Origin of the sequence: Bacillus sp. FSL R10-2201, from assembly GCF_038008665.1 — a bacterium.
Classification (GTDB): Bacteria; Bacillota; Bacilli; order Bacillales; family Bacillaceae_G; genus Bacillus_A; species Bacillus_A mycoides.
In genome coordinates, this window is record NZ_JBBOZP010000001.1 from 983,178 (window position 1) to 1,005,587 (window position 22,410).

32 protein-coding genes and 1 pseudogene are annotated in these 22,410 nt (G+C 34.9%); 15 read left to right on the top strand and 18 right to left on the bottom strand.

Annotation, left to right across the window (positions count from 1 at the left end; translation table 11 throughout):
- Nucleotides 1–29 precede the first annotated feature (29 nt).
- From NSQ69_RS05010 to NSQ69_RS05020, 3 genes are read left to right on the top strand one after another with little or no spacing between them, the layout of a single operon-like run.
- Nucleotides 30–890 carry a DnaD domain-containing protein gene (locus NSQ69_RS05010; protein ID WP_341098993.1) on the top strand — a complete coding sequence of 287 codons (861 nt, stop codon included), beginning with the start codon at nucleotides 30–32 and terminating at the stop codon, nucleotides 888–890.
- Nucleotides 887–2,173 carry a replicative DNA helicase gene (dnaB, locus tag NSQ69_RS05015; protein WP_341098994.1) on the top strand — a complete coding sequence of 429 codons (1,287 nt, stop codon included), beginning with the start codon at nucleotides 887–889 and terminating at the stop codon, nucleotides 2,171–2,173. The genes NSQ69_RS05010 and dnaB overlap by 4 nt, the downstream gene beginning before the upstream one ends.
- Before the next feature lie 44 nt (nucleotides 2,174–2,217).
- A complete protein-coding gene (locus NSQ69_RS05020) occupies nucleotides 2,218–2,385 on the top strand; it encodes a hypothetical protein (RefSeq protein WP_000169779.1) in 168 nt (55 codons plus the stop codon).
- A 163-nt stretch (nucleotides 2,386–2,548) separates the two neighbouring features.
- Here the strand turns inward: NSQ69_RS05020 and NSQ69_RS05025 are convergent, their stop codons facing one another.
- On the bottom strand, nucleotides 2,549–3,334 hold the full coding sequence (locus tag NSQ69_RS05025) for a TrmB family transcriptional regulator (protein ID WP_341098995.1): 786 nt from the start codon (nucleotides 3,332–3,334) through the stop codon (nucleotides 2,549–2,551).
- 111 nt (nucleotides 3,335–3,445) lie between these two features.
- On the opposite strand from NSQ69_RS05025, the gene NSQ69_RS05030 reads away from it, so the two are divergent.
- On the top strand, nucleotides 3,446–4,213 hold the full coding sequence (locus NSQ69_RS05030) for a TSUP family transporter (protein ID WP_002087281.1): 768 nt from the start codon (nucleotides 3,446–3,448) through the stop codon (nucleotides 4,211–4,213).
- 224 nt (nucleotides 4,214–4,437) lie between these two features.
- Here the strand turns inward: NSQ69_RS05030 and NSQ69_RS05035 are convergent, their stop codons facing one another.
- Complete coding sequence (locus NSQ69_RS05035) at nucleotides 4,438–5,325, bottom strand: DMT family transporter (protein ID WP_341098996.1); 888 nt, start codon at nucleotides 5,323–5,325, stop codon at nucleotides 4,438–4,440.
- A gap of 169 nt (nucleotides 5,326–5,494) precedes the next feature.
- Between NSQ69_RS05035 and NSQ69_RS05040 the strand changes: the two genes are divergently transcribed.
- Nucleotides 5,495–5,839, top strand: coding sequence for a hypothetical protein (locus NSQ69_RS05040; RefSeq protein ID WP_341098998.1), 345 nt, complete (start codon nucleotides 5,495–5,497; stop codon nucleotides 5,837–5,839).
- 50 nt (nucleotides 5,840–5,889) lie between these two features.
- Here the strand turns inward: NSQ69_RS05040 and NSQ69_RS05045 are convergent, their stop codons facing one another.
- Entirely contained in the window at nucleotides 5,890–6,465 is a 576-nt protein-coding gene (locus tag NSQ69_RS05045; RefSeq protein ID WP_002186556.1) for a TetR/AcrR family transcriptional regulator, read from the bottom strand.
- A gap of 142 nt (nucleotides 6,466–6,607) precedes the next feature.
- Between NSQ69_RS05045 and NSQ69_RS05050 the strand changes: the two genes are divergently transcribed.
- Entirely contained in the window at nucleotides 6,608–8,083 is a 1,476-nt protein-coding gene (locus NSQ69_RS05050; RefSeq protein ID WP_341099000.1) for an MDR family MFS transporter, read from the top strand.
- A gap of 43 nt (nucleotides 8,084–8,126) precedes the next feature.
- Here NSQ69_RS05050 and NSQ69_RS05055 read toward each other — a convergent pair whose 3' ends face one another.
- From NSQ69_RS05055 to NSQ69_RS05070, 4 genes are all read right to left on the bottom strand, one after another.
- The gene (locus tag NSQ69_RS05055; protein ID WP_061689512.1) at nucleotides 8,127–8,654 is read right to left on the bottom strand and encodes a permease; all 528 of its coding nucleotides are present in this window, start codon (nucleotides 8,652–8,654) and stop codon (nucleotides 8,127–8,129) included.
- A complete protein-coding gene (locus tag NSQ69_RS05060; RefSeq protein WP_078203489.1) occupies nucleotides 8,651–9,133 on the bottom strand; it encodes a hypothetical protein in 483 nt (160 codons plus the stop codon). The genes NSQ69_RS05055 and NSQ69_RS05060 overlap by 4 nt, the downstream gene beginning before the upstream one ends.
- Nucleotides 9,126–9,467 (bottom strand): PadR family transcriptional regulator, encoded by a 342-nt coding sequence (locus NSQ69_RS05065; protein WP_002169012.1) that lies wholly within the window; start codon nucleotides 9,465–9,467, stop codon nucleotides 9,126–9,128. Before NSQ69_RS05065 ends, NSQ69_RS05060 begins: the two co-directional genes overlap by 8 nt.
- Before the next feature lie 299 nt (nucleotides 9,468–9,766).
- Complete coding sequence (locus NSQ69_RS05070; protein ID WP_000540380.1) at nucleotides 9,767–9,913, bottom strand: YjcZ family sporulation protein; 147 nt, start codon at nucleotides 9,911–9,913, stop codon at nucleotides 9,767–9,769.
- 200 nt (nucleotides 9,914–10,113) lie between these two features.
- Here NSQ69_RS05070 and NSQ69_RS05075 point away from each other — a divergent pair, with 200 nt between their 5' ends.
- The gene (locus tag NSQ69_RS05075) at nucleotides 10,114–10,350 is read left to right on the top strand and encodes a hypothetical protein (protein WP_002140614.1); all 237 of its coding nucleotides are present in this window, start codon (nucleotides 10,114–10,116) and stop codon (nucleotides 10,348–10,350) included.
- Between the two features lie 127 nt (nucleotides 10,351–10,477).
- Here the strand turns inward: NSQ69_RS05075 and NSQ69_RS05080 are convergent, their stop codons facing one another.
- The gene (locus tag NSQ69_RS05080; protein ID WP_002169011.1) at nucleotides 10,478–11,026 is read right to left on the bottom strand and encodes a DUF4352 domain-containing protein; all 549 of its coding nucleotides are present in this window, start codon (nucleotides 11,024–11,026) and stop codon (nucleotides 10,478–10,480) included.
- A gap of 549 nt (nucleotides 11,027–11,575) precedes the next feature.
- Complete coding sequence (locus NSQ69_RS05085) at nucleotides 11,576–11,677, bottom strand: YjcZ family sporulation protein (RefSeq protein ID WP_000505688.1); 102 nt, start codon at nucleotides 11,675–11,677, stop codon at nucleotides 11,576–11,578.
- Nucleotides 11,678–11,963: 286 nt separating this feature from the next.
- Between NSQ69_RS05085 and NSQ69_RS05090 the strand changes: the two genes are divergently transcribed.
- Both NSQ69_RS05090 and NSQ69_RS05095 read left to right on the top strand, forming a co-directional pair.
- Entirely contained in the window at nucleotides 11,964–12,164 is a 201-nt protein-coding gene (locus NSQ69_RS05090; protein ID WP_016119728.1) for a hypothetical protein, read from the top strand.
- A gap of 260 nt (nucleotides 12,165–12,424) precedes the next feature.
- On the top strand, nucleotides 12,425–12,883 hold the full coding sequence (locus NSQ69_RS05095; RefSeq protein ID WP_000389113.1) for a putative iron-sulfur cluster-binding metallochaperone: 459 nt from the start codon (nucleotides 12,425–12,427) through the stop codon (nucleotides 12,881–12,883).
- Between the two features lie 119 nt (nucleotides 12,884–13,002).
- Here the strand turns inward: NSQ69_RS05095 and NSQ69_RS05100 are convergent, their stop codons facing one another.
- Complete coding sequence (locus NSQ69_RS05100) at nucleotides 13,003–13,326, bottom strand: hypothetical protein (protein ID WP_002064068.1); 324 nt, start codon at nucleotides 13,324–13,326, stop codon at nucleotides 13,003–13,005.
- Nucleotides 13,327–14,325: 999 nt separating this feature from the next.
- On the opposite strand from NSQ69_RS05100, the gene NSQ69_RS05105 reads away from it, so the two are divergent.
- Nucleotides 14,326–14,631 carry a hypothetical protein gene (locus NSQ69_RS05105; RefSeq protein WP_002125676.1) on the top strand — a complete coding sequence of 102 codons (306 nt, stop codon included), beginning with the start codon at nucleotides 14,326–14,328 and terminating at the stop codon, nucleotides 14,629–14,631.
- Nucleotides 14,632–14,692: 61 nt separating this feature from the next.
- Here the strand turns inward: NSQ69_RS05105 and NSQ69_RS05110 are convergent, their stop codons facing one another.
- Complete coding sequence (locus tag NSQ69_RS05110) at nucleotides 14,693–14,914, bottom strand: hypothetical protein (RefSeq protein WP_002125677.1); 222 nt, start codon at nucleotides 14,912–14,914, stop codon at nucleotides 14,693–14,695.
- Nucleotides 14,915–14,926: 12 nt separating this feature from the next.
- Nucleotides 14,927–15,130: a hypothetical protein gene (locus NSQ69_RS05115; RefSeq protein ID WP_078176431.1), complete on the bottom strand. Its 204-nt coding sequence runs from the start codon at nucleotides 15,128–15,130 to the stop codon at nucleotides 14,927–14,929.
- A gap of 97 nt (nucleotides 15,131–15,227) precedes the next feature.
- On the opposite strand from NSQ69_RS05115, the pseudogene NSQ69_RS05120 reads away from it, so the two are divergent.
- Nucleotides 15,228–15,510: pseudogene (locus NSQ69_RS05120) on the top strand (N-acetylmuramoyl-L-alanine amidase C-terminal domain-containing protein); the annotation flags it as partial.
- A gap of 36 nt (nucleotides 15,511–15,546) precedes the next feature.
- Here the strand turns inward: NSQ69_RS05120 and NSQ69_RS05125 are convergent.
- A complete protein-coding gene (locus NSQ69_RS05125) occupies nucleotides 15,547–15,669 on the bottom strand; it encodes a hypothetical protein (RefSeq protein WP_003187628.1) in 123 nt (40 codons plus the stop codon).
- A 93-nt stretch (nucleotides 15,670–15,762) separates the two neighbouring features.
- Nucleotides 15,763–16,104 (bottom strand): YolD-like family protein, encoded by a 342-nt coding sequence (locus NSQ69_RS05130; RefSeq protein WP_002125679.1) that lies wholly within the window; start codon nucleotides 16,102–16,104, stop codon nucleotides 15,763–15,765.
- 155 nt (nucleotides 16,105–16,259) lie between these two features.
- Here NSQ69_RS05130 and NSQ69_RS05135 point away from each other — a divergent pair, with 155 nt between their 5' ends.
- Nucleotides 16,260–16,565: a barstar family protein gene (locus NSQ69_RS05135; protein ID WP_002064072.1), complete on the top strand. Its 306-nt coding sequence runs from the start codon at nucleotides 16,260–16,262 to the stop codon at nucleotides 16,563–16,565.
- Nucleotides 16,566–16,684: 119 nt separating this feature from the next.
- On the top strand, nucleotides 16,685–16,948 hold the full coding sequence (locus NSQ69_RS05140) for a DUF3937 family protein (protein WP_002169007.1): 264 nt from the start codon (nucleotides 16,685–16,687) through the stop codon (nucleotides 16,946–16,948).
- Between the two features lie 619 nt (nucleotides 16,949–17,567).
- On the opposite strand, the gene NSQ69_RS05145 is transcribed toward NSQ69_RS05140, so the two are convergent.
- Nucleotides 17,568–18,743 (bottom strand): MFS transporter, encoded by a 1,176-nt coding sequence (locus NSQ69_RS05145; protein WP_002125689.1) that lies wholly within the window; start codon nucleotides 18,741–18,743, stop codon nucleotides 17,568–17,570.
- Nucleotides 18,744–19,029: 286 nt separating this feature from the next.
- Nucleotides 19,030–19,341 (bottom strand): ArsR/SmtB family transcription factor, encoded by a 312-nt coding sequence (locus NSQ69_RS05150; RefSeq protein ID WP_002011018.1) that lies wholly within the window; start codon nucleotides 19,339–19,341, stop codon nucleotides 19,030–19,032.
- Between the two features lie 194 nt (nucleotides 19,342–19,535).
- Here NSQ69_RS05150 and NSQ69_RS05155 point away from each other — a divergent pair, with 194 nt between their 5' ends.
- Nucleotides 19,536–20,120, top strand: coding sequence for a CGNR zinc finger domain-containing protein (locus NSQ69_RS05155; RefSeq protein ID WP_016126648.1), 585 nt, complete (start codon nucleotides 19,536–19,538; stop codon nucleotides 20,118–20,120).
- Nucleotides 20,121–20,286: 166 nt separating this feature from the next.
- Nucleotides 20,287–20,841: an HPP family protein gene (locus NSQ69_RS05160; protein ID WP_002125693.1), complete on the top strand. Its 555-nt coding sequence runs from the start codon at nucleotides 20,287–20,289 to the stop codon at nucleotides 20,839–20,841.
- 167 nt (nucleotides 20,842–21,008) lie between these two features.
- On the opposite strand, the gene NSQ69_RS05165 is transcribed toward NSQ69_RS05160, so the two are convergent.
- Both NSQ69_RS05165 and dhaQ read right to left on the bottom strand, forming a co-directional pair.
- On the bottom strand, nucleotides 21,009–21,116 hold the full coding sequence (locus NSQ69_RS05165) for a YjcZ family sporulation protein (protein WP_000505673.1): 108 nt from the start codon (nucleotides 21,114–21,116) through the stop codon (nucleotides 21,009–21,011).
- Nucleotides 21,117–21,410: 294 nt separating this feature from the next.
- On the bottom strand, nucleotides 21,411–22,409 hold the full coding sequence (dhaQ, locus tag NSQ69_RS05170) for a DhaKLM operon coactivator DhaQ (protein WP_088045982.1): 999 nt from the start codon (nucleotides 22,407–22,409) through the stop codon (nucleotides 21,411–21,413).
- Nucleotide 22,410 lies beyond the last annotated feature (1 nt).

The window sequence follows — 22,410 nt, forward strand, 5'->3', positions numbered from 1 at the left end:
CATTTTGAATGAGAATGGGAGGAATTGGGATGGCGGTGTATCGTAATGTGCAGGTGAATTTTTGGCAGGATGATTTTGTTTTGGATTTGACGCCGGAGGAGCGGTATTTTTATGTGTATTTGTTAACTTGTTCGAAGACGACGCAGTGCGGGATTTTTCCGTTTCCGAAGCGGTTAGCTGAGATGGAGACTGGTTATAATCGGGAGACGGTTGATAAGTTGGTGCAGCGCTTCATTGATTATGGGAAGATTCTTTATGATGCGGATACTCGGGAGTTATTCGTTTTGAATTGGCTTCGTTATAATCCGGTGACGAATACGAATGTGGAGAAGTGTGTGCTTCGTGAGCTGAAGGGTGTGAAGAATAAGGAGTTTGTACATATGTTTCTTCAGAAGTGCGTAGAGGAGGAGCTGAATGTTCCGATGCTTTTAGCACATTTCGGTATGCCGAGTGATTTGGCTGTTGATGTGGATCCAGATCCAGTTTGTGAAGAGGCGGAAGAAGAGGTTATAGAGGAAGAGACGGGAAGTTGCGTGTTTTCTTTTTATGAGCAACATTTCGGTAGTTTGTCTCCTCATACTGTGGAGGAACTGAGTGCGTGGATGGAAGATTTGTCAGAGGAGCTTGTGCTGAAGGCTCTTCAAATTGCGTTTGAGAATAATAAGCGGACGGTTGCTTATGTGAAGGGGATTTTGAGAGGGTGGCACGGGAAAGGATTTACGAAAGTGTCTGAGGTTGAGGCGGATACGGCTAAGTTTCGGAAGAAGGAGTCGTCTGTTAGTACTGGGGAGACGGAGAGTTTTTTGGCAAAGTGTGAGGAGTGGGAGAGTAATGTGCCGTCAGAGGAAGAGTTGCAGCGCTTTTTAGCGGAACGCAGGTGGCGTCCATGAGTATTCAAAATGTGGAGGCGGAAAAGACGGTATTAGGTTCTCTTTTAATTGATGGAGAGCTTATTAAGGAGTGCCGTTTGACGGAGCATTATTTTTCTATGCCGGTGTATAAGTCTATATTTCGGTTAATGCGAAAAATTGAAGATGAAGGGCAACCAATTGATCTTGTGACGCTCGTTTCTCGGATGAATCCAAATTTTTTGGAGAATATCGGGGGAATGGAGTATTTTATAGCATTAATAGAGGGTGTGCCTACAACTGCCAACTTCTCTTATTATGAGGGGCTTGTTCGAGGTGCATGGAAAATGTATCAGGCTGGCGTTCTTGGGCGCAAGATGGGAGAGCGTCTTATTGCGGAGAAGAATGAGAAAATTATTGGTGAGACAATTACGGAACTTTGTGAGTTAGAGGAAAAGGACTGTGTATGTGAGTTTGATTTGAAGGATGCGTTAGTTGGTTTGTATGAGGAGCTTCATCAAGATACGAAAGAGAATACTGGTATTGAGACTGGTTATACATCGTTAAATAAGATGACGTGCGGATTGCAGGAAGGTGATTTTGTTGTTCTTGGTGCGCGTCCTTCTATGGGGAAGACTGCGTTTGCGCTAAATGTAGGGCTACATGCGGCGAAGTCTGGAGCGGCAGTTGGGCTGTTTTCATTAGAGATGAGTAGTAAGCAACTGCTAAAAAGGATGGCGTCTTGCGCGGGCGAAGTGTCAGGAGGTAGGCTGAAAAATCCGAAGCATCGTTTTACGATAGAGGACTGGGAAAAGGTGAGTAAGGCGTTTGCGGAGATTGGTGAGTTACCGCTTGAGATTTATGATAAAGCAGGTGTTACAATGCAGGATATTTGGATGCAGACTCGTAAGTTAAAGAGGAAGCATGGGGATAAAAAGCTTTTAGTCATTGTGGATTATTTGCAGCTTATTACGGGCGATCCAAAGCATAAGGGCAATCGATTTCAAGAGATAAGTGAAATTTCACGTAAGCTTAAGTTGTTAGCGCGTGATTTAAATGTTTGTATAGTAGCGTTGTCGCAATTGTCTCGTTCCGTAGAGTCACGGCAAGATAAGCGTCCTCTTTTATCTGATTTAAGAGAGACGGGACAAATTGAGCAAGATGCGGATGTCATTATGCTTATGTATCGTGAAGATTATTATGATAAGGAAACGATGCAGAAAGAGATGACGGAGATCCATGTGGCGAAGCATCGGAATGGGCCTGTGGGTAGTTTTAAGCTGAGGTTTTTGAAGGAGTTTGGAAGGTTTGTGGAGATTGGATGATAAAATAGAAGAAGGCATATAAAAAGGTAAAGGAGTGGTTACGGTTGACAAAAGTAGGTCGTTTATATGAACAAGAGAAGCAAGAAGAAATAGATAAAGCACTTTCGGCAGCTGGAATGCTCTTTAAGGGAATGAGTATAGAGGAAGTGGCTAAGAAATTAGATGTAACAATTGAGAAGGTGAAAGAGTGGGAGAAGCGTTTATCCCATTAATCGCTGGGTTAATGGGAATATTCCGTAAAGGGAAAATGGCAGCGTCTGTATAAATTTATATAAAAATAGCCGACTATTTACTATATAATAGTCGGCTATTTTTGTACGGAGAAGTTGTTAGGTTTAATACGCAAATTTTTTGATTTGCTCTTGAATATATTTCTTATTTTTCCATAAAGAAGGATTTTCTCTCTGTAGTAATCCATTGCTCCAAATCATCTTGGCTACGTTGTACAAGTCGATTCACTAAAACATCATGCCATACATAATCCTCTAATAGGTATATATGAACGGGATCATCTGTATAAAAAGCAATATTACGCTCCTCAAGTGATGGTCCATAAATCATCTCTTTAGAATCTATCGATAAAATAAACCAATGTTCTGTAGACAGGGTTTCTGTATAAGGTGTTATACGATGGGCTTCTAGATTTTTAATGGGATTTTCAACATGCAGGGTAATACCTTGTACTGTAACTTTATCAGCTACCTGAGATAGATCCTCTTTTAACGCTTCATACATCTCATCCCACATTGAAATGACAATACGTTGTTCTGCTTTTTTTATTAATGCCTGACAATAGCTAATGATTGTTTTATTGTCTTTTAAAGTAATCACTCGATTATCCGTTTTTTCCTCGGAAGTTTCTAGTTTTTTTAATGAATCACTGATTACTTCATAAGTAGACTGCCATTCTGATTGAGCCTTCTGTAAAAAGATTTCAACAGGTAGAGGTGAATAGCGAGTGGTGTCATTTATTTCTTCCTTCATGACAATTCCTTTTTCTACAAGGTTACCCAAAATCTCATAAATTCGCGCTCTTGGGATACCCGAATCCTTACTCACTTGGTAGGCTGTGACAGGCCCCTGTTTAACAAGAGATACATAAGATTTAGCTTCATACTCATTAAAACCAATTTTTTTAAGCTGTTGCACTATGTAGTCCACTTTTTTCGTCCTCCGATGTTTGCTTTTATATTTCAACGTTACAATAACTGTTTACATTTAGCAAATTATTAGTTACTATTCGAATAGTGACTAAAGGGGGAGGTTAATAGTATGGATTTTTATTTAGACCCATCAGTATTAATTATTTTGATTGCTTTTGGATTTTTAGCTGCATTTATTGATTCAGTTGTAGGTGGTGGAGGACTCATTGCCTTACCCGCTTTATTATTTACAGGACTGAATCCAGCGAGTGCAGTAGCTACGAATAAACTAGCGTCGACAATGGGGTGTGCAACTAGTAATATTGTGTTTTATCGTTCTGGTAATCTTGATTTGAAATCGGCGTTTAAATTATTTCCACTCACTTTCATAGGTTCCATAATAGGGGCATGGACTGTTCATTTAATGAACCCAGAAGTACTGAAGCCATTGATGCTGATCATGCTTGGTGCGGTTGCTATTTATACGATATTCAAAAAGGATTGGGGTAGTATTTCCACTCATAAAAAATTGTCTGGTCGACACGTCATTATCTTTACTTTTTTTGTTTTTGCTATTGGTTTTTATGATGGGTTTCTAGGTCCTGGCACAGGTTCGTTTTTAATGTTTTCTCTTTTATTTATTGGGTATGATTTTTTAAAAGCAGCAGGTAATGCGAAGCTTCTTAATTTAGGAAGTAATGTTGGTGCATTGTTGATGTTTATGTATGTAGGGCAAGTAAACTATGTGTATGGTTTTATAATGGGGATTGCTCAAATTGCTGGAGGGATTGTTGGCTCCAAATTTGCTATAAAAAAAGGAAGCGGGTATGTTCGTGCTCTTTTCATTACAGTAACTTGTTTATTGTTAGCGAAAAATCTGTATGACTATATTCAGTAAGTAATTTTGAACATCTTCACTTCAAAGAACGTAGAAAAGGTCAAATATGAAGGCTACATAAAATATAAGAAGATACTAGGGGCAAATTTCTTTTAACATTTTTTAGATGCTACCTTATTCGAAGATAGCATCTAAAAAAGTCTCATTTAAAAGAAAATCTAAGTGAAGAGAATGATATAAACTCATATTTTTATGGGGTATGTTTATTGATCATAGTGAAATGTTTACTCTATATTCTTCTTATAATTAGGCCGCAACAAGCTCTTAAAATCCACCTCAGCAATTAACACACTTACTAATATAAGTGTCGCCCCTAAATACCCTTTCCCTGTAAGTGTTTCACCTGTGAAAACAAAGGCAAATCCTGCTGAAAAGACAGGTTCTAATGAAAAGATAAGTCCCGTATGTGTTGGCGTCGTGTATTGCTGGGCGATAACTTGCACGATGAATGCGACCGCGGTACAAAATATGCTTAAGGCTAAGATGATTAGCCATGAGTTGATCGTGCCAGGAAGTTTTGGGGTTTCCATCACTAATGAAAAAATAAGACTAAATAGGCCGACGAAACCGAGTTGTATGACCCCGAGCGCAATCGAGTTCACATGTTTTGTTACGTTTCCGGTAATGATGACGTGAATCGCATAAAATAAGGCAGATAATATGCAAAATATATCGCCGTTACCGATCTTGAATTCACTAGTTAATGTTAATAAGCCAATTCCTATTATCGTTAACACAATTCCTAATATAACTTTCTTTTCAGGAATGTGTTTTAAAAATATAGCTGATAATATCGGAATGAAAATGACTGTGAGACATAGTAAGAAACCAGCATTAGACACACTTGTATACTTTGTACCGAATGTCGCGAAAATGTAAACGATAAATAAAACAGAAGCTAGTATAAAGGCATAATTTACAGTTTTAAAATCGACTTTGAATAAATGTTTGTAAAATATTAAACCTGATAAAAGAAAGGCAATAATAAATCGTAATGCGATTAAATTGTATTCTTCTATGCCATCAAGTCCAAGCTTTGTAAGTAGGATGGATGCACCCCAAAAAAATGTAACTAGTAGTAGCATTAAATCAGCTTTTAATTGAATTTTCATTTCTATTCCCTCGTTATGTATAATTTATGATTCCATACCCCTATCCCCATTTTTTATTTTAATATTAATTCTGAATATTTGGAACAAAAATTTATCGACGTTTTATTCTATAGTTACGTACGAATTAACGTTATCTACCGCAAAAACATTAGCGAAGTTAAATCCAAACATGACGTTCATTTACGTATCTGGTAGCGGCACAGATAGTACAGGATCAGGACGTACGATATGGGCGAGAGTGAAGGGAAGAACGGAAAATGAATTGTTGCGTTTACCTTTTAAAGCTGCGTATATGTTTAGACCAGGATTGATCATTCCGGCAAATGGTGTGAAATCAAAAACGAAATTGTACCAATTAATGTATGATGTGATGAAGCCCTTTAATCCTCTGTTGAAGCGATTCGGCAGTGTGATAACTTCTGAGCAGTTGGGAAGAGCTATGGTGCGAGTTGGGAAAGATGGATATTCTCGTTCAATTATAGAAAGTTCGGATTTGAAGAAAATCGGTAAGTAATAGTATGTAAAAAACGCCTATTTCATATAGGCGTTTTTTTGATGGTGAAGTTATTCTTCTTCAAACTGAAAAATATTCCGGTTAATAAGTTGGTGGAGATACCTATCCATTTCAGCAGCAGAAACGCTTCTTTCATTTTTAAACCACCATGCACTTAATGAGGTGATTGCCCCTGAATAAAATTCAATGATTAAATCATTTGGCATCGTATGGTTTTTGCAAAGTTGATTTAACGCTTCTATTTCTTGTTTTCTCGTTTCGTGACTTAAATACTGTGTACGGCTAATAAATTGTTCATCAGACATTTGCGTCTCTAATATTTTACCGATTTCTTCATGGTGTAGAAATTGTTCCATTACTTGAAATGGTTTACTTAATCGATCTGAAATCGGTATTTCAGCAATCATCTTGCTGTAGCGTTTAAATCCAAATGCTAATAAAGCATCTTTATCTTCAAAGTGTTTATAAAAAGTTGTTCGGTGTACCATTGCACGATCACAAATTTGGTTAATCGTGATAGTACTATATTTCTGTTTTGATTGCGTCATTAATTCAAATAAGGAATCCCATAGTAATTTATGTGTACGTCTAATACGTAAATCAAGCTGTTTTTCATTATCGTTCATCTACAATTCTCCTTTTTTGTAGATTAAATATACAATGGCTTTAAATTGATTCTCCCTTTTTAATCTACATATGTATATTATATTACATGTGTTCCGGTGTATTTAAAGATTTTCAAGTAAAAAACAGGAGGAGAATCAATACATGAATATAACAACTAAGAGCCCTGCAAGTGGCAAAGTTGATACTTCTAATATGAAACATACCCCGATTTTAATTGCATTACTTTTAGGGGCAATGGTTGCATTATTAAACGAAACATTACTTGGTAATGCGTTAACTGTATTAATGAAAGAATTCGACGTAACAGCTTCAACGATTCAATGGCTTTCTACAGCTTACATGTTAGTAGTTGGGGTTTTAGTCCCGATTACAGCGTTACTTCAGCAATGGCTCACAACGAGACAAATGTTTTTGATCGCTATGGTAACGTTTTTAGTCGGTACATTAATTGCGGGATTCGCACCGACATTTTCTATTTTATTAGTTGGCCGTATCGTCCAAGCTGTAGCGACGGGGTTAATTTCACCGTTATTAATGAATACGATTTTACTTATTTGTCCACCTGAAAAACGTGGTGCCACAATGGGATTAATCGCACTTGTGATGATGTCAGCTCCAGCAATTGGCCCTACATTATCTGGAGTAATCGTTGATTCATTGAATTGGCGCTGGTTATTCTACATTGTTATTCCTATCGTGATTATTTCGATTATGATTGGAATGAAATACATTAAAAATGTTTCAGAGTTAACAAGGCCAAAAGTAGATTATCCATCTATTCTTTTATCAACATTAGGTTTTGGCGGGATTGTGTATAGCTTTAGTGCATCAGGTGACTTAGGGTGGTCCGATCCGAAAGTGTATGGCGCCTTAATTGTTGGGCTTATATCACTATGTATTTTTGTCGTTCGACAATTAAAAATTGAGAATCCAATTTTAGAATTACGTGCATTTAAGGTTCCGATGTTTACAATATCAGTTGGATTAATCGTCATTGTGATGATGTCGTTATTTTCAACGATGACACTATTACCGATGTTCCTGCAAACAGTTTTACTCGTTACAGCCTTTAAATCAGGACTAATAATGCTTCCAGGAAGTATTATTAGCGCTATAATGGGACCAATCGCAGGTAAACTGTTTGATAAATTTAGCCCGAAAGTTGTTATCGTTCCCGGTATTGTGTTAGTAGGTATTGCAATGTTCTTATTTAAAGGCATTACTCCTGATACATCAATGGTACAAATTATTGTCATGCATAGCGTATTAATGGTCGGACTCATGTTTGTAATGACAGCACAAACATATGGATTAAATCAATTAACACCAGATTTATATCCGCACGGAACAGCGCTGTTTAATACGTTACAGCAAGTAGCTGGCGCAATTGGTACGGCTATCTTTATTTCGAAAATGTCTTCAGGAACAACTAAGTATATGGAAAGCTCAGCAAATCCAATGGATCCAGTAGAGAAGTTAAACGGTTTAACATCTGGATTCCAAGGCGCATTTACACTAGGGTTAATCTTTATCGTTATTGCTTTTATCGTATCGTTGTTCTTAAAAGAAGAGAAAAAGGAAGTAAAGGCAGCGAGGGTTTTACAGAACGAAAATTAAGGTTCATATTAAAAAGACATCTTTACAAGATAAAGATGTCTTTTTACATTTCTTTCGTAATATCATACTGCAACAACTGCCGTTGATCATAAAACTTCTCAAAAACGATGCCCATTACATAGAAGAACAACAGACCGAAGCAAATGTGAATGAGCGTAAAGGTAGCTCCGAATGAAGAAAATTCATACACCATAATCGGTAATTTCGCAGTTGTCCAAACACCTAAGAAAAATACGATGTACCTAATGCTGGCGCCTTTTTTTAATAGTAGTGCTGCAATCGGAAAGGCAACATAGAGGGGACCAGCTGCAATTCCGCCTAATAATAGAGAGAATAATATTCCATATATGCCGGACTTTTCTCCCATATATTTCATTAGCGTTTCTTTCTTCACCCACTGATCAAGTAACCCTACAAATATTAGGACAGGGGGGAGTAGAAACAACATATCTAAAATGCTATTCCCTGTTAATTGTAATGCGCTCCATCCTAAAGATTGGTTTATAAAAGTTAGAATGATAAGTCCAATCAGCAAAATGAAAAAGAAGCGATATCTTTTTAGTTCATTCATACCATCACCACCCAAATGATATATGAGAATAGGAGTGACATGAGTAATGCAGATGCATTACGAGCGTAAGCAAAGCTTCGTCCGAATATCTTTTGTTCCATCGGCAAGGTTGTAATTCCTACTGACATTAGTGTAGACATGAGTGCCGCAACTTGAGGAAGACCTGCGCCGTGCTGTACTAACGTATTACCAAGTGGGAACACGACAAAGCTTGGAATGAGTGCAACGGAGCCGAGTATTGCTGAATAAATAATACCTATGAACCCGGACTGTTCTCCAATGATGGAAGAGATGAAGGACGGCGTTAAGATAGAAAGTGATAGTCCAACGAAAAGCATAATGGAGAGCATGGCAGGGAGGAGGTTTCGAAATATTTTCCATGATTTTAATAGGGCAAATTTCGTTTTATTCCGATCCTTCATAAAAGAAATCCCCGTAAGAATAATGGCCAAAGTGTAAAGGATAGCGCCATTAATCATGATTAGATTCCTTTAAGTCTTTATATTTGTCTAAGAAAAATGATAAGTTTTTCATTTTTTCCTCAATATCCATTTGAAAATCCGCTAATTGTTCTTTTCCGGCTGTAGTAATTTTGTACATCTTTCTCGGCTTATCTGGAACTGATGTACTTACATAAGATTCAATAGCACCTTCGTTTTCTAATTTCTTCAGCGTGCGGTAAAGGATGGCACTATCGATTGGATTGACCGGAAGTTCTTCGTCACATTTCTGAAGTAGCTGCCCGCCATAGTTATCACCTTCTGCTAAAAATAACAAAAGAAATGCACCTGTATGTCTTCCTGTATGCTTCATGAATATACCTCCTAGAATGAATTGGAATGTATACTGTTAATGACAGTATACTGTTGTTAACAGTATATGGTGCATGAAGTGCTATGTCAATTTAAAAATGTTACTGAGGAGAAATGGCAATTCATGTTTTAATCTTGTTAAATAACAAAATAAAAGCCTACTGTTTTCTTGTGACAGTGGCTTTCATAGTTGGTAAACTACTATATTACGCTTAGGGAATCTCGCCTTTTGATAGTAACACATATATGTTAGCCCTATATTGAGAAATAAAAAAAAGACACTCTCAAGAGTGCCTCTTATTAGCAGCCGAATCCGCCGCCCCAACAGCTAGCTCCAACGATGATTAATAAGATAAAGAGCACAACAAGTAAGGCGAATCCACCGCCAAAACCACAGCCTCCACCACAACTACCACCATAGCCTCCACAACTACCACCATAGCCCATATTAACTCCTCCTTCCATAAACTCCATATATTAATGGATTTATATCACTTTATGTTTTTACGGATAAACTTGAGCAGGTCCTTTTGAAAAAATAAAAGTACTCGGTATTTTAAAAGAGTTGACGAACTTATTTTTGTCACGAGTATTCCGCTTATTACATATGGTATTTTATTCTGTGCATTGGGGGAAAGGAGATCGTTATGGCTAATTCTGAGATGATATTACGTTTACTTACGGATTTAAAGATTGAGCAGCAAGCTTTAAAAGAACAGCTGGAGAAAATGCAAACAGCTTTGAGTATTCTTGAAGAAAAACCAACTATTCCTGAAGAGAAATCAACTACTCTTCAAGAGAAACCAGTTGTTACAAAGCAACGTGGACATTCTGGGTTTCCAACATCTTTTCGTGATTGGAGAGCATCTTCTCAAAAGAACTAAGGAATCCTATTATAGTGAGTTATACAAAATCACAAATGAAAAAGTACAGTCTACTGTAGTTAATACAGAGGCTGTACTTTTTGTTATGTTAGTATAAGTTGTGATAGGCGGTTTGTATTTTCTTTGACTATTCCACCTTTAACTCGATCCCTTCATCCAGCATATCTCCATTAATTTTCAAAGTTAATCCTTGCGTATTTTTCGGTACATCGAATACAATGTTCCCTTCCGAATTTTCATTAGGATTAAGAACACCAAATTTAAATGTAGCAGTATTTGCAGCTTTAAGTACTAATTGAGATTCATTAGAAATGTGATATTCTCTTCCGGTTCCGTCAATTAATTTAAAGTTATTGTTATTTAGTGTAATGGGTTCCTCTTGACGATTATAAACTGCGACGTCTAATACTTTAAATACACCTTGTGCTTTAACTTCTCCATTACCTATAACATCTAATGAATCGGCAGAGTGTATTGATATGTATACATCAGAAGAATCTCCATGGGTGGGAAGTTCTTTTTGAGGATCCTTGTTGCTAAGTTCATCATTCTTTGTTTCTTTAGAAGTCTCCTGTTCGTTTTTCGTGTTACTGCTAGATGTATCATGTGAACTGCAAGCTGATAATCCAAATAAGAATGAGCTACATAATAATGATGTTAATAACTTTTTGTTCATAGTTTGTTCCTCCAAAATAAAAGTACTTTCATGGGTGCCATAATGATTTAATAAATCTATATTTTTCTTTATATGTATTAAATGTTACATTTTATTATATTGGTTTTGGGATAAAAAGGAAACTTGATGCAAATAAACAAGACACTTTGCAGTGTCTTGTTTATTTAAGTTATGCGCATTACTTAATAAGACGCTAGTTTCTCATCCTGAACATGAGTAACTATGTAGGGTGTTTTAATTATAACATTTTAACCAGTAATGGGTCTATATGGAATTTTTAATATTTATTTTTAATTATTCAGAATGATACATGTGGTGAAAGGTATATATTATCTATAATAATTGTATATATAACTAGCCTTGTAATGAGTTTCTACTATATTTTAAATTGAAATATAAATGAAAAGAAAAGCACAAAGAAGGGGCTGTGGAATATGGGCGCTTGGGGAACTGGATTATTTGTATGTCACACTAAAGACCGAAAGTGATGAAGAGCTTTTTATTACAAAGAAAAGACACCCATATAAGAGTGTCTTTTCCGATAGTTTTTTAGCAGAAGCAAGAAGCTCCAACAATGATCAATAAAATAAACAATACAACTAGTAAAGCAAAGCCGCCGCCACAACTACTACAACTACCACCAAATCCCATAATAGCTCCTCCTTTAATAAGAGGGGAAAACAAGGGGTCACTCATGTATTTTAACGGATTCAAATTACTTTATGTTTTTTACGCAATAATTGAGCAGGTCCTTTTGAAAATAAAGAAAAGACACCCTAAGGTGCCTTTCTCCGACTTGAACCATCTTAATTTTAATAATATTGGTCATTGAGAAAAAAGAAAAAGCCCTATATAGGGGTATCACCACACAACTAGCCAGCACTCACACCCAAAAACAGGATGGAATGATAAAATGCAAGTTTAAGGAGGGGGATGAATGAAAAATGTACATAGATGGTTAAATTGTTTTGGTTTTATATGTGTGTGCATGTCTAGCTTCGGTTTTGTTTCTCGTTGGATTTTTCGTGATGTGATTGCACTCGATCAATTACTTGTTTTGAGTATAGGAATTATTATTTTAATAACAGTATTTTTTGTAAAACGTTGTAGTAAAGAGTTACGAGGTGATAAAGGTTAATCGCCCTAAATGTAGTTTTAGAATTTCGCAATCGGAGTATATTGCTGAAAAAGGCTTATTGAATAATGACAGTTTATTTTAAGAAAGTAAATCGATAATATAGTAAATAATACTTTCCTTGACCCTGTACTATGGCACAGGGTTTATACTTTATATGAGGTGAGACAGATGCAATATCTTATTATCGAAACTTTAATAGATTCAGAAAAGAAAGTAGAAGAATATTTATAAAAATAATAAATTGTAAAGGTGGGAGAATAATGGAAGATTGTTGTAGTAACCTTAAAGGAATAAAAATTGAAAATAATGGTCATTGTCCATCATGTAAAAATAAAGCTAAGAATGTAAAGTTGATTACACTAAAATCATTGCTTAAACCATCGGCATTAGAAACATTAAATGCTAAAGAAAATCACTATTTTTGTTCAAACGAAGATTGTGATGTAGTCTATTTTGATACGAATAATAAAAAATACTTTGTATCGGACATAAAGGTAGCTGTAAATCAAAAAGATGACTCAGCAACTACACCAATTTGCTATTGTTTTGATTGGACAAAAGAAAAAATCAAACAATATGTAGAAAATGGACTTACTCCTAATCCAGTAGAGCATATTCGCGAAAACATAAGAGAAAATCGATGTGGTTGTGAAGTAAACAATCCACAAGGTAGTTGTTGTTTAGGCAATGTTACAACTTATATTAGAAAAATGTCATAAGGAACTTAAATGTTGCTTTTTTTCACCAAAATACTTTGGGGTATTTCAAGATCTCAAGTCGATGGGCATGTGGCGTTGCCTCATGCTCACCAAGCTAGTTAGTGTATGTTAAGTAAACCTTATGGATTTGTATATCTCATCCATCCACTTTCAGATTGTTTCGCTTTATACTTCCCATAAGACAGAAGCTTCATTGCCGAGCGATTGGCCGCATGAAAAACCAAGTTTAGCTTCAATTCTTCCTCCATTTCACTGGGATAGGTGGTAGATTCATAAACATAATAACCCGCCATGATACAGGGGATTACTTGCTCCGGTTCAAATCCATAAGCAGTTGCATCATCCACAACCAAATCAATGATGCATCGGTTTCCATCTTTAACTTTTTTCTGGAGTAATTTTTTTACCGATCCTGGTACTAATTCTAATATTTTATCCTTCATGTCAGTCACCTCATCTTTTATCATGTCCAGATAGCCTGGGGATATGTGTCAAACAGAATGAAGTTCCAACCGTAATTACACTGGTTTAACAAGATCTTAAGGACTATATCACCCTAAAAGAGAAAATGGCTTTAAATAAAAGAAACCCCGATTGTCTGCGGGGCTCCTAAGAGTAATCGTCAAGTAATGACGTACTCGACTAATTAACGATATCATGAATTTTTTGTTAAAAATAATGGTAAATGTGTCCGAATTAATGAGGGCATCATTTGGAACAAAAACGCTATTTTAATTTCAAACAAAAGAACAGTCAGCAAAAGCTAACTGCTCGGTTCTCCAAGGGGGAACAAGGAGAAAGTAACTTAATCGGTTGTCTACAGTATTGACGGAATATTGAATTTTATTCAGGGGACTATGTTATATGATTGATAAAAAATTCCTTTATTAGCAGTAAAACTCCGAGGAGAGACAAGACTTCAATTGAGAACCAAAACATGCTTTTTTGAGGTTTTTTAAACTCCATTATTATGGAAGAAAATAAAAAGGTTGCAATCATCATGATAATTAAGAGACGGATTATATCAGACATTAATAGCACTCCTAATATTTAATCAGTTTCATTATACAGTTATTTCCAATGAGATGGAATTTAAGAATTGTTTTATTGAAATTCGAACAAAAAAGGTCCTGTTGTCTCCAACAGAACCTTTTCTAAAATGGCAAAGAGTAACTCTTACCTTACTCTTCTGCTATATAATACACAAAACACGTATAGATTTGTAGAACAAGAAATTCCAATATAATTATTTGAATAAAGTGTTTAAAAGTATCTTGTCGGGGTTTAATATAAGGAATTAAATTACAAACGTTGATTTATCAATGGATATTAATGATGAACTAGAAAGTGATAGTTAATAAAGAAATATTACAATAATGAAATATGAAATATTGCATATTCAATTGAAATAGAAATTTACAAGTAGAAAGCGAGGAATAACAATGGGGCTAGGAAACCATAGAACAGAAAATAGTTTGAGTGTAAATGACAGGTGTTCCGGGTTCTACTATTTATGCGAAGAATGTCATTGGGAATTCCATAGACACTTCGAAACAGTTAAATCACACGAGTATGTTACGGAGGCACCTAAATATACAGAATTGATAGGATTATGGGAAGTATTGAATGATCCATTATCTATGAAAGATTTCAAGGAACTTGTTTATAAAGGATTGGATTTAAAAAGAAATGTACAAAAATCATTTAATGAAGAAGAAATAGAAGAAAACAACAAACAATTAAAGTAGCGAATTCGATGCTTTTTTATTTTACATAGAAAAAAGGAAACCGCAAAGGATCCTTTTTATATTAAGCTGCTTTATAATTTTTATTTTTAATCCTATTTCTAGTATCCATAAATGCGGCGAATGTCGCTATAGCACCACCTAAATCATAAACTTGGAATTTGTGGACAAAAGCAAGTCCTACAATGAAATTGTAGCTGTATATAAAGCATGTAATACCGAACAGCCATAACATGAACTTTAAATCTTTTAAGCTCAATCTATAATTCTTAATTTTTTTCCACATATGTATCAACTCCTATTGTTCTGAGGTTCTATAGTTTTTCTTGCAGATCTCTCGCATGTTTACGATAAAGAATAGAAAGAAGATAACAGCTGCGATGCCATTAACCCAGTAATACGTATGTCCCATCGTGAATCCATCATAGAAGGAATAGGCATTCCAAATTATAAGGATTATTGAGCAGATAGTAGAGATCATTAATGAGCCAAAACTTCTCATGCTTTTCACCTCGATTCAAAGTTTTAGAACTTTTCATACAATTATACATTTAAATAAAAAGATTTACAAAAGGAATTACCATAAGGAGGGGGTATGACTATACGCTCTAACGGGACAAACTGTTGGGAATTGTGAAGGAAACGGCGGTTCTAATGTGGATATCAATACGTTAAGTCAGGTGGATTCGATACTAACTCCTTAGATGAAGCTATTCAAGCTATGGCAGAACGAGGAATAAAAGGTAGCGTTAATGTTGATTCACTTTCTGGACTATGTTATATCCAAACCGATGTCCTACCTAATACAGAGTTAGATAAGATTACTTGGTGGATACTTGATCAGGTGGTAAATGGTGGTATGAATATATCAAAGTTAGATAATAGTTGAAGCCGTCCTTAATCGGGCGTTTTCAACTATTATCTAAATGCTTCTTTAGTTTTCTCTATTGTGTTCTGTTCCTCTTTTGTATTTGTAAATTCGATAACCATAACAGACAGTCCAAAACCTAAACAAACAGCCTTTATCTTGCTAATTCTCACAAGAACTTACACTTTTTCTCTATCTGTATTTAACCTAGAATACAAGATTCTTTCATTTTTATTCCTGGATATATTTGAAAAACTGTATGTTTTTTATCTCAAATCAATTACATCTATAAATTTAAGGAAAACTCTGTTATAAGATGCATCAGTGCAAGTTATTAAATTCTTTATCGGATTTATGTCAGTTACAGTCACATATCTAGTAAGTAAATGACCATCTCTATAATAAGTAATCAATACCTTCTCTTCAGAAAGAAATGAACATAGTAACTTGTTTTCAATAATTTCTTGTTTGTCTTGGGCTAATTTAGGGCGCTCCACTTTTGTTTGTTTTTTAACAATATTACCAATACCGATGAATTTCTTCGGTATTGAAGCGAATGGAGTCCGCTTAATCATTCCTATTTCTTTTGGCATATGTGTATAGTTCATGTTGTACATCTCCCTGATTGCTATAAATAACTGTATCATTATATCAATTTTTGAAGATGTTAGGATTATTTATATAATTATAAAATAAACATTTAGAGGTTTTTGACTCCTTATAAAATCAACCCAATTTAACTAAGTATGATTTATATATATAATTGAGTAATGAACATGAATCAATTATTGTCATAGATGTAAGCAACATTTATAATGCAAAAGAATTGCATTTACTTCTTAAAGAGAAGCTTGAGTTTCCTGATTTGTACGTGGAAAACTGGGATGCTTTTTGGGATTGTATTACAGGATTTGTGTGTCCTTTGCCAAACAAAATGATCTTCGACGGATGGTCAAAGTTTGAAAAAAGGTTACCGAGAGATACAAAAATAATGAAAGAGTGTCTTCTTGATTATAATGAAGAGGATAGAAAGGATCCTGAATGGAAAAGCGAATTCTTATTTAATTGAATACCGTAAATATGATATAAAAATATGCAAATATACATATTGTATTTATTTGGGTTTTTGTATGTTAAAATAAAATATGAGGATGTAAGTATATAACAAACCAAAAGTAGGAATATCCAATGAATTTTGAGAGGTGTTACATGTTTAAAAATAAGAAATTAATTCGATTTTGTCTAACATTATTTGTATGTTTATCTGTAATTAATTTTACAATCAGTTATTTTCAAACATATCTTGAAACAGCAGCAGATATTAAATGGGTAATACCAGAAATTTGGAAAACTATTTTGATAGATGCTCCTGAAAGCATACTTGTTATTTTAGGTGCAATAGCTTTATATGATTTCACAAAAGAGACATCGCCAAAAGACGCATCAATCTAAATGCGTCTTTTTTATTAAAATTTATATTTTAAAGAGTTACCTAGAAGAGAAAAATCTATTAATTAACAAAAAAGAAAAGACACCCTAAGGTGCCTTTCTCCGACTTGAACCATCTTAATTTTAATAATATTGGACTCCCGTCCGAATATTATTTTACCATGTTAAGTTGTTTTTGGAAATATGCCATATCGATACAATACACGTTTTAGTTTTTGAATTATTTATTTATTTATTTAAAAGTTGAAATTAATAAGAACCCCATAAATGATAAACCATTCCACTAACAAAAAACACTAATCCTAAAAACAAAACAATTAAAGCAAGTACTCCATTTTGATTATGTTCCATAAAATTAGCTCCTTTTAGATTTATTTTTATCCCGCTATTTGCGGGCAGTAAAACTCCCACCTCAAAATTCAGCTGGAGCAAAGAAGTTAGGTGGGAGCCCTGCTGCCCGTAAACGCCCGATTGGTGAAGGCTAATACTCAGTGGGGGGATGAACAAAACCCCCGCTGAGTAAAGTTTCACTTTATATACAAAAAAGCCTTTAGTCGTAATTATGGCTAAAGGCTTTGATCATTATACTTTTTAGTTTATAAAATTTGAAACTGAAAATGTACTAACTTGATAATGAAGCCTGGCTATTAGAATTGAAAAATTTTAGTTTTATTATAATTAACAGAAATGAGAGTAGTGTGAAAATGAATCCGCTCCAAATAAGCTGGTGAATACCTAAGTTTGAAATGAACCAGCCTCCAATAGTTGTTCCTAAAGTAATTCCGAGATTGGAGAACGAAACGAATAGACTATTACCAAATTCAGGCGCTTCTTTTGCTTCGCTTATTAACCATGTTTGACCAACAATTAATCCACCAGCATGTACGATTCCCCAAATGAATACGATAAAAATCATTGGAACAAGGTAGGAACCTAAATAATAAACCAATATGTAAACAATAGAATATAGGATAGGGAATAATATTACTGTATTTACTATACTTTTTTGCAGGAGACTACCAAATAAATGATTGCCTAAAATCATAACGATACCAAATATGAATAGCATGATACTGATGAGAGATCCGTTCATGGAAGTTACTTTTGCAAGGTACTCGGCGAAGTAGCTGTATACGGAAAACATGGCTGCAAAAAGGAATGTGACGGTTAAAATATTCAACCATAATCCTGGTTTGCCGAGTATACGAATTTGTTTGCCGAATGACATTTTTTCTTTAACAGGCATAGAAGGAAGTAGGATTAGTATTCCAATGAATGCAAGAGTGTTAACAAGCGCTCCGAATAAGAAAGCAATTTCGAGTGAAAATTGGTCTGCAAGGTAAGAGGTTAGTGGTACACCTAAAGCAAAGCCAACAGTAATTCCCATGAAAACTTTTGTAACCGCTTGACCGCTCTTTTCTGGAGGGACAAGTTTAGCAGCTGTTACAAGAGCAATTGAAAAGAAGAGTGGGTGAAGTGCTGCCGGTAAAATACGAAAAATAAGCATGATTTCAAATTGTGTTGTATAAGCGTAGATTATATTTGAAATAACAAATATGAAAATTGCTGATAATAAAATTATTTTGCGATTAATACTAGAGACGAGCAGAATTAAAAACGGACCAGAAATAGCAACAACTAGTGCAAATATACTTACTAAAAATCCAGCTTGTGTAGTTGAAATTCCAAATTTTTGAGTGATTTGTGGTAATACGCCGACAATACCCATCTCGGTAGTAATAATTCCGAACACACCTATTGCGAGTGTCAGAATAAGTAAAGGATTTACTTTTTTCATTTATAAAACTCTCCATTCGTATCAGTATTTTGAAAGTAAATTCATTAACAAAGAAGCATTATTACAAGTATGATTGGATGCCAATATTATCAGGACTATGTAATTTGAAATACAATAACAGATATCTAAATAACTAGATATGATATGTTAAAAAATTTTCTCCTTTCTATGTTTCTTGCTTTATAGGTAGTGCAATTTTATAAAAAAATAATTGCTGCCTGTAAAAAAGCAGAATGTGTGAAAGCTAATAATCAATTAGTATGCAGATTGATTATTAGCTTTCATTTTATAATTCGTTTTGAACGTATTCAGAAAACTCTCGTATTGTTTTTTCATTTCGGCGATAGTATGTCCATTTTCCAATTCGGTCAGAGTCTAGTAGTCCTGCTTTTTTCATAGTTAATAAATAACTAGAAATAACCGATTGGGCTAAGCCAGTTTTAAGCTGGATATCTCCTACACATACTCCAACTTGAAAGTTAAGGCCTTGCTCTAGATAAGGTTTTTCATCGAAATGGTTTTCTGGATTTTTCAACCATGATAAAATTTGACATCTTGTTTCATTTGACAATGCTTTATAAATTAATAAAGGTTCCATAAGGATATTATATCTACTTTTATAGATTTGTAAATGGGTTTTGGTGATTTTAAGGGGAGAAGGCGTATGTAGATTCCTTTAAATGTGGATGAGATGTTCTAGTAATAGGGCTTTTTTCTGGATGTGAATTTATAAAAAGTTGCACCGTCATATTGCTTTAGAATATGATTGGTTAAAGAGTAGGTGATGAGTACATGCAGGAAACAAAACAATTCCCGCTTATATCTGGAAATCTCTCATTAGATTTAGTGAATACAGAGTTAGTTAGGCGTGGACAACGTTATGATTTATTAATAACAGATGAAGATGTATTAGAATGGCTACATGTAATAAAGGCTAATCTTCCTTTTTGGAATGAAAAAACACTTATAGGAATTCAAGAGCGAGTGAATCAAGTTACATCTAGCATATTAGAGGTAAGAGAAGTACTGAGAAAACAGTTTGAGGCAATTGCTGATCTGCACGAAATTTCTAATGATTTTATTGCGTATTTAGAAAAACAAATTGAGAAGGCACCATTTACATATAAAGTCATTGAACAGCGTCTAGTACCTATCCCAGTTGGAGAAATTGAGGATGTACTTGTATCGTTAATTGCATTTGATGCTTTAACGTTAATAGCAGAAAATAAGCTTATTTCTCTTAAAAGGTGTTCAAACCCCGACTGTGTTTTATTATTTATAGATAAAAGTGGAAAACGAAAATGGTGTTCTATGAAAATATGTGGGAACCGGAAAAAAGTAGCAAAATTTCAGGTTCGAAAATCTGAAGAGGTTTAGGAATCAGCTTATAGCAGTTGATTCTTTTTTTTTGTATCTTTTAACTAACCTCTAAAATGAATATTTACAGGTTAGTTAATTCGGGTTATAATTATTGGTAAATAAAGTGAGACTTTAGTCAGTGGGATGTCCATCCCTGCGAATAGCGCGATAAAGGAGGAAAACGATGGATAATATAACAGCAGCTAAGCAGAAAGAGGCTCAACCAATAAGTGTACGATATTTTGCAAAAATGAAAGGGAAAGGGAGAAGTCCATTACAAGTAAATATAAAGGATTCTTTAACGGGACTACTGGGGGGATTTTTAACAATTCTCACCTTAACATATTTAACGAGTATAACTTCTACAGAATTACTAATGGCTCCATTTGGAGCGAGTTGTGTATTAGCGTTTGGAGTTTGGAATGCACCGCTATCTCAGCCGCGTAATATTATTGGAGGACATTTGATTTCAACTTTCATTGGTCTATCAATATATCATTTGTTTGGGAATGAATATTGGACAATTGCTTTAGCAGTCGGGGTGTCGATTGCTATTATGATGTTAACAAGAACAACGCATCCTCCGGCAGGGGCTGATCCAATTGTCGTTATTTTAGGAGCAAATAGTTGGAGTTATTTAGTAACGCCGGTTTTAGTTGGTTCCGTTGTTATTGTAGTTATTGCTTTATTTATTAATAATATGAGTAGTAAAAGGAACTATCCAACTTTTTGGATATAGTTTGTAAAGTGAAAAACAATTTAAGTAAGTACTTTATTTTTACTATGTTTCATTTTTTATATAGAAAAAGCCTTTAGTCGTAATTATGACCAAAGGCTTTCATTCTCATTCTTTTTAGTTTACAAAGAAAAGACACCCATATAAGAGTGTCTTTTCCGATAGTTTGTTTAGCAGAAGCAAGAAGCTCCAACTATGATTAATAAAATAAACAATACTACTAATAAAGCAAAGCCGCCAGAAAATCCACAGCCGCCACAACTACCACCAAATCCCATAATAGTTCCTCCTTTAATAAGAGGGGAAAACAAGGGGTCACTCATGTATTTTAACGGATTCAATTTACTTTATGTTTTTTACGCAATAATTGAGCAGGTCCTTTTGAAAATAAAAAAAAGACACATTAAGGTGCCTTTCTCCGACTGGATAACCGCATTTCGAAACTGGCGGATAACTTGCAAATAGTATGTATGCTTCGATTTATTTACAGATACCTAAGGTTTATACATTCTTCATATAAGTCAGTACTTTTGATTACTAAACGTTCAATCATCATAATGTTTAGTTTATTGTTACCAACCACTCGCTCTAACATCCGCCTTCAACCACTTCACCCAATCCGAATCTTCTATTTTAAGCAAACTGAGCGAAACACCTTTCATATCTAAAGAAGTGAGAAGGGTACCAACCTTTACGAGCTTCACATGTAAGCCTTCCAGCTCACATAAACGGCGAATATCGTTTGCGAAAATGTATTGTTCCATTAATGGTGTCGCACCGAGTCCGTTAATGAGGATGGCAAAGTTGTCACCTTTTCTCCAGCGATAAATGCTTTTTAGTTTGTTCATAAGTTCAATCGCTAATATTTCAGAAGAGGATAGTGCTTCTTTGCGGTAACCTTTTTCGCCATGAATACCAACGCCGTAAAAGACTTCATCGTCGTTTAATGTGAATGAAGCTTTTCCTTGTACTGGATCGTTTGCAGGTGAAAGGGCGACTCCTAATGTGTGTAAGTTTTGGATGACAGATTGGCCAAGTGCTGTTAGTTCTTCTAAAGAATGACCGCTCTCAGCGGCCGCGCCTACTATTTTTTGAATGAAAACAGTACCAGCGACGCCGCGTCTTCTTTTGTTAAAAGAAGCATCATCTTCAATTGAAACGTCGTCATTTACGATGATGTGGTCAATTTGTCTTCCTTCTTCTTTTGCGATTTGTTCTGCCGCTAAAAAGTTTTCTACGTCATCTTTAAAGTTTTTTATGATGAATAAAATACTTTTATCTTTTGGCATTAAGCGAGTTGCCGCCACAATTTGTTCCACTGTAGGGGGAGTGAAGATACTGCCGTTTACTGCCGCTGTAAGCATACCTTTTCCTACATAGCCAATATCGGCTGGTTCGTGTCCGCTACCACCACCGCTTATAATGGCGACATTTTGTTTCATTTCTGCGATATCTTTTACATAAATGATGTTATGTGTTTCGTCGTAATTTACTTTTTCGTTATGTTCAAAATAAAAGCCATGCAGCATATCTTGAACAATATTTTCTACATCATTCATAATCTTTTTCATT